This is a genomic window from Sphingomonas sp. ID1715, assembly GCF_013044515.1.
Classification (GTDB): domain Bacteria; phylum Pseudomonadota; class Alphaproteobacteria; order Sphingomonadales; family Sphingomonadaceae; genus Sphingomonas_B.
The window spans coordinates 1-5407 of sequence record NZ_JABEPR010000019.1 but is presented as its reverse complement, the minus strand read 5'-3'; the positions used below and the strand labels follow the sequence as shown (position 1 = coordinate 5407).

At 60.3% G+C, this 5407-nt stretch carries 5 protein-coding genes; 2 read left to right on the top strand and 3 right to left on the bottom strand.

The window, feature by feature from the left end:
- The first annotated feature begins 184 nt into the window (after positions 1–184).
- Positions 185–1369, top strand: coding sequence for an alpha/beta fold hydrolase (locus HJG53_RS18070; protein WP_037556851.1), 1185 nt, complete (start codon positions 185–187; stop codon positions 1367–1369).
- 88 nt (positions 1370–1457) lie between these two features.
- On the opposite strand, the gene HJG53_RS18065 is transcribed toward HJG53_RS18070, so the two are convergent.
- Both HJG53_RS18065 and HJG53_RS18060 read right to left on the bottom strand, forming a co-directional pair.
- On the bottom strand, positions 1458–2582 hold the full coding sequence (locus tag HJG53_RS18065) for a serine hydrolase domain-containing protein (RefSeq protein WP_217352948.1): 1125 nt from the start codon (positions 2580–2582) through the stop codon (positions 1458–1460).
- Positions 2583–2869: 287 nt separating this feature from the next.
- The gene (locus HJG53_RS18060) at positions 2870–3418 is read right to left on the bottom strand and encodes a MarR family winged helix-turn-helix transcriptional regulator (protein ID WP_052182396.1); all 549 of its coding nucleotides are present in this window, start codon (positions 3416–3418) and stop codon (positions 2870–2872) included.
- A gap of 489 nt (positions 3419–3907) precedes the next feature.
- Between HJG53_RS18060 and HJG53_RS18055 the strand changes: the two genes are divergently transcribed.
- Complete coding sequence (locus HJG53_RS18055) at positions 3908–4387, top strand: MarR family winged helix-turn-helix transcriptional regulator (RefSeq protein WP_062347432.1); 480 nt, start codon at positions 3908–3910, stop codon at positions 4385–4387.
- A gap of 128 nt (positions 4388–4515) precedes the next feature.
- Here HJG53_RS18055 and HJG53_RS18050 read toward each other — a convergent pair.
- A partial coding sequence (locus tag HJG53_RS18050) for an ABC transporter substrate-binding protein (protein WP_062347425.1) occupies positions 4516–5407 on the bottom strand: 892 nt, incomplete at its 5' end.

The following is a 5407-nucleotide window of genomic DNA, read 5'->3' as shown; positions in this document are numbered from 1 at the left end:
CTCTATAGGCTGTACCGCCCTAAAAACGTACCTATCGTGACCGAGGACAACGGAAAACCGCTACCTATTTGGGCAAACAGGGGAGGGGATGGTTGCTCAGTGCGCGCCCCTTCGCATGGGAAGCCCTTCCCTTGACTGGAGTACGGTAATACGCAATTATAGTTAGATAACTAAGGATATGGCCATGGAGAGAGGATTGCCGACAAAGGCGCTATGGGATCGCCTTCCCGAAATCGTTCGCTTCCGCGATCAACCGGGGATGACGGAGACCTACAGTTTTGCGGGCGCCGAGGGCACGACCGAGCTGGAAGGCCAGCTGTTCCGGCAGAGAGCGCGGCCATCTAAGGCGGTCTATTTGTTCATGCACCCCACAGCCACGGCCCAGCTGCTCCCAATGCCTGAGGCGCTTGCCGATGCGGGGTTGCACGTACTTTGCGCGTCGAGTCGCTACCCGAGAAACGATAGTGCGCTGATTATGGAAAAGGTCGCCTACGACATGGGCCAGTGGGTGCGCCACGCGCGCGAGTCGCTGGGTTATGAAAAGGTGATCCTGGTGGGATGGTCGGGCGGCGGCTCGCTATCGCTGTTTTATGCGGCCCAGTCTGAACATCCGACAATCACCCACACGCCCGCCGGCGACCTTTATGACCTGACAGCAGCGCGGCTGCAGCGGGTTGACGGAATAGTCCTCATCGCCGCCCACCTCAGCCGGGCGGAAGTGCTGACCGAATGGCTTGACCCCTCCGTCATCGACGAATTCGACCCGGACACGCGCGATCTCGAATTCGATATCTATAGTCCGGACTGCCCGAACAAACCACCATTCACCGCTGACTTCATCGCCGCCTTCCGCGAGAGGCAGCGGGCCCGCAATCGCAGAATTACCGCCTGGGCCGAGGAAATGCTTGCCACGCTCCGTCGTCGCAACGACGGCGAAACCGAACGCGCCTTCGTCACGCACCGCACGATGTGCGACGTGCGCTGGATTGATCCGACGATCGACCCCAATGGACGCGCGCCGGGGGCATCCTATCTTGGCAATCCACGCACGGTGAACGTGGGACCCGCTGGTTTGGCGCGATTCTCAACCCTGCGCTCGTGGCTGTCGCAATGGTCCTACGACCTATCCAACTCCAAGGCTGCCGTTAACGCGACAAAGATCCATCGGACCCCTGTGCTGCAGATCGAGAATGAAGCGGACGACGCGGTTCCCGCGAGCCATAATCCGATCATTCACAACGCGCTCACCGTTGCGAACAAGGAATTTGTGAGCATCAAGGGCGCGACCCATTTCTACCAGGGCCAGCCCGAACATGTCAGCGCTTGTATCGACGGGATCATCGACTGGAGCCACCGCAACGATTTGTGATCTGGCCGCCGCGATCGACGCGGCGCCTCCGCATTTTCGCTGCGGCGCGGCCGGCTTACGCCGGCCGGTCGCGGATTCCTTGCGGGGATCAGTTGTAGACGGCGTCCCGGATGTCGGACACGAACTTCCCCGACATACCCTCAAAGGCCGTGTTGGTCATGGCCACGACCGTCAGCGCGTTTGCACGATCGATGAACCAGCTATTGCCGTATCCGCCGGCCCAGTGAAGCGTTCCGGGAGACTGCGGCGACGGGACGGCGTGCGGATCTGCAAGCACTGCCCAGCCGAAGCCGAAGCCCCAACCCGGCCCCCAGGCCGCAGCCTGAGGTCCGAGCTGATCGGTCGCCATCATCTCGACTGTTTCAGGCTTCAGGATCGGACCACCCCCGAGCCGGATGGTTTCCAGAAAGCGCAGGACGTCGCCCGCAGTCCCCACCATCCCACCCCCGCCTGACGGATAGGAGTTTGGATCCAGGATACGGCTCGGCGCGAACGTTAGCGACCCGTTGAAGGCATCCAGAGGCACTACCATGCCGTCCGTGATGCGGACGGGAACGGATTCGCTGTTGAAGTAATTCGTCGCGAGCCGCTCAACATCCGCAACGGCAAAGCCGGTATCGACGATACCCAGCGGATCCGTGACCAGTTTGCGCACAGCATCGCGTAGCGAACCACCGGTAACGCTCTCAACCACCCCTCCCATCACATCCATGCCAAGGGAATAGCGAAAACCCGACCCCGGTGCGGCGGTAAGCGGGGCGGCAGCCAGGCGCCGAAGATTCTCGGATAGCGACAATCCCGGTTGATCCAACCCGTCGGAGACGTCGAGGCGACGATAATGGCCATCGCTCCCTTCCTGAAACGGATAGCCGAGCCCCGATGTGTGCGTGAGCAGATGGCGGATCGAGATGACCGGAACCGATCCATCGGACAGGCGCGGCTGAAAGTCGGGCAGGAAGCGCGTCACTGGATCGTCCAGCCTCACAACACCATCCTCGATCAGGCGCATCACGGCGGCGGTGACAAAGGGTTTGGTCACCGATGCAAATCGGAAAATGCTATCCGTTTGCATCGGCTTTTGCGATTCACGGTCTGCAAATCCCGCCGCGCGGCGATAGGCGATCTTGCCGCCCCGGGCGACGATCACGACCGTTCCCACCAAACGATTGTCGGCGAGAGCATTGTCTATCGCGCGATCCAGGCGATCGGACACATCCGCGCCTTTAAAGGCTGATGAACTCATAAGTTCAAACTCTCCCGATACTCTCGCAGACCGGACGCGGCCCGCACCTAAGCGATTGCAGTCATCAACCGCGCGGTGGAGAGCGACGACGATTCGGTCGGAGGCAAGGCCTGACCATCAGCACACCTCTCCACGCAACCTTCACGTCGCAGACCGCCACCGTGCAGTTCCTTAGTTATCTAACCATTAGTGATGTAAGTATCGGCGCGCAACATTGATGTGGGGCATCCATGGTGGCGAGGACACCCACTATCGCATCAGTCGCCTGCCTCATGAGTGATGCCGGCGACCCCTCGGTCCTCTCGGCGCCGCCGACCCGGCTTCGCGTCGGGCTCCTCGGGGGAGAGGCTCCGAATCGCAGCTTCTAGATTGGTCTGCAGCTCGCCCAATAGGGCGATCTGGAGATCCGCTTCGCGGCGCGAAATGCCGGTCTTAGCGATATCCCCAACTTCGATGCCAATGGGCAGAAGCTTCCTTTTCAGCTCGTGACCGTAAGGGGTGAGGAAGATGTTGATCTTCCGCTTGTCCGCCGCGTTGCGGACCCGGGCAACGATTCCCCGTTGCTCCATGGAAGCGATCGCCGAAAGCGTGGTCGGCTCCATCGTTCCAACAAGGTCGGACAGTTCCTTCTGGGTTAAGCCGTCCTGGTCCCACAGGACGCGCAAGAAGTACCACATGCCCAGGGTGACGCCGAACTGCTCGATCTTCAGCTGTAGCAGCTTTTGCATAAGTCGATGCGTGAGTCGGATTTGATATCCGATACTCAGGTCGAACGGCAGGTTGATTTCCCCGCTATCTCCGCTCATCGAAATCGGCCCTGCATGACCCGAACCATCGGGCCTGTTGAATGTCGAAACCAGCGTGCATTCCTTCTTGGCAACCGCCCCAGCCGCGTGGGTCGGTTGACTTGTTAATGGATTATGACTTGACGGTCCCGCGGTTTCTCATCCGGGTCGAGGGCGAGATTCCGGCGTTCGTTCGGCGGCCTTGATGGTCGTGACTGCCATATATTCAACCGACGTAAGGGCACGAGGGCCACCCTAGTTCGGGCGGGATTCAAAGGGCCGGAGAACCCACGCTCAATCCGCGTGGAATAGATAGGGTGTCACCGAAGCACGATTCAGACCCGTTCGACCGCGAGCGCAAGGCCCATGCCGACGCCGATGCAGAGCGTGGCAAGGCCCAGTCTGCCGTCAGTATCCAACTGGACGTTGGCGGGCAGGTGCACCATCAAAGCCGTTGCCCCTGCCTCATTGGGAGGGCGAACATGGCGACACGCCCCAGGGAGAGTGCATTTGTCCAACAGGCCCGCCCAGCTCAATCCGGAATGGAGCCTTGGTTATCAGGTCCGGCGCTGCCATCGGCGGTTCGATCGCCTGCTCAATGCGATGCTGGCGAAGCACGATCTAAAGACGGGCTTCTGGTATTACCTTCGTGTGCTGTGGATCCGCGACGGCGTCACCCAGAAATATCTGAGCGACATGACCAACGTCACAGAAAACACGACTGTGTCGATAATCAACAACATGATGCAGCACGGGCTTGTAGAGCGCACCCGCGACAAGGTTGATCGCCGCAAGTTGAGCGTTACGCTGACCCAACGAGGCAAAGCCCTGGAAGCGGAGCTCATGCAATATGCGATCGACATTAACCGCATCGCCGTCGCCGGGATCGATCCGGCCGAGGTTGCGACGTGCGTCGACGTGCTTTCGCGCATGTCAGCCAATCTCGCCGCCGAATTCGATTCTATCCCGAACACCCCCGCCGAGGACTGACAGGGCGCAACCGGTCAGCGGCCGCTCGCCGGGTATCCTGCGGCAGCCCGGCAAAGACGGAGCATCGACAACCACGCTGCTCCCGCACCGCTTATGCTCCGCCCCGTCATTTCCCGGATTGCATCACGTCAGATCTTGAACTCCGCGAACGTCTCCGGCGCGAACATGTCCTCGATCGTCAGCTGGCGCGGCGACAGACCCTGCTCATGATGATAGCGCGTGAAGGTCTCGAGTACGTGGCGGTTCTTCTCGATTCCGTAAGGCCACCACTGATCGCCCAACGTCGCGATCGTTTCCTCGACCGCGGCAATTTGCCAGGGCAGCATCGTCTTGAGCGAGGCTGAGACGCGCAGCTGTTCGTAGGTTAGCTGCTGCGCCTGGACGAACGCCTTGTAGAGCGCCTGTGCGATCCAGCGGTTCTTCTCGTAAATGTCGCGGCGAATGGCAACGACGTGCATGATCGGGAAGATATTCGTCTTGCCGAAATAGGCTTTCTCGACCTGGACGAAGTCCGGGAACAGGCGCCGCACATTGTGCGGTTCCGAATAGAAGGTCGATGGAGCACGCGCGGTGTGCAGCGCGTCGATCTCGCCATCAGCCAACATCCGGGTCAGCGTCTGGTTTGGCCCGATCGGCTCAACCTTGAACTTGTCCGGCAGATTGAGTTTGAGCTTTTCCTCACGGCCCGGCTCTTCCTCGCCGCCCGTGACATAAGTGACCGACGCCGGGTCGATGCCATATTCGTCCTGCAGGATACCGCGGATCCAGACCGGCGCGGTCATCTGATATTCCGGGACGCCGATGCGCTTGCCGACAAGGTCGGACGGTTTTTCGATGCCGCTCTTGGCCGACACGAAGATGCAGGAATGACGGAAGAAACGTGACGGGAACACCGGGATGGCGATAAAGTCTGGATTGTCCCGGCCCAGAGTCACGCAATACGATGACATCGAAAGCTCGGCGGCATCGAACTCGCGATTGCGCAGCATCCGGAAGAACGTTTCCTCGACGGACAGCACC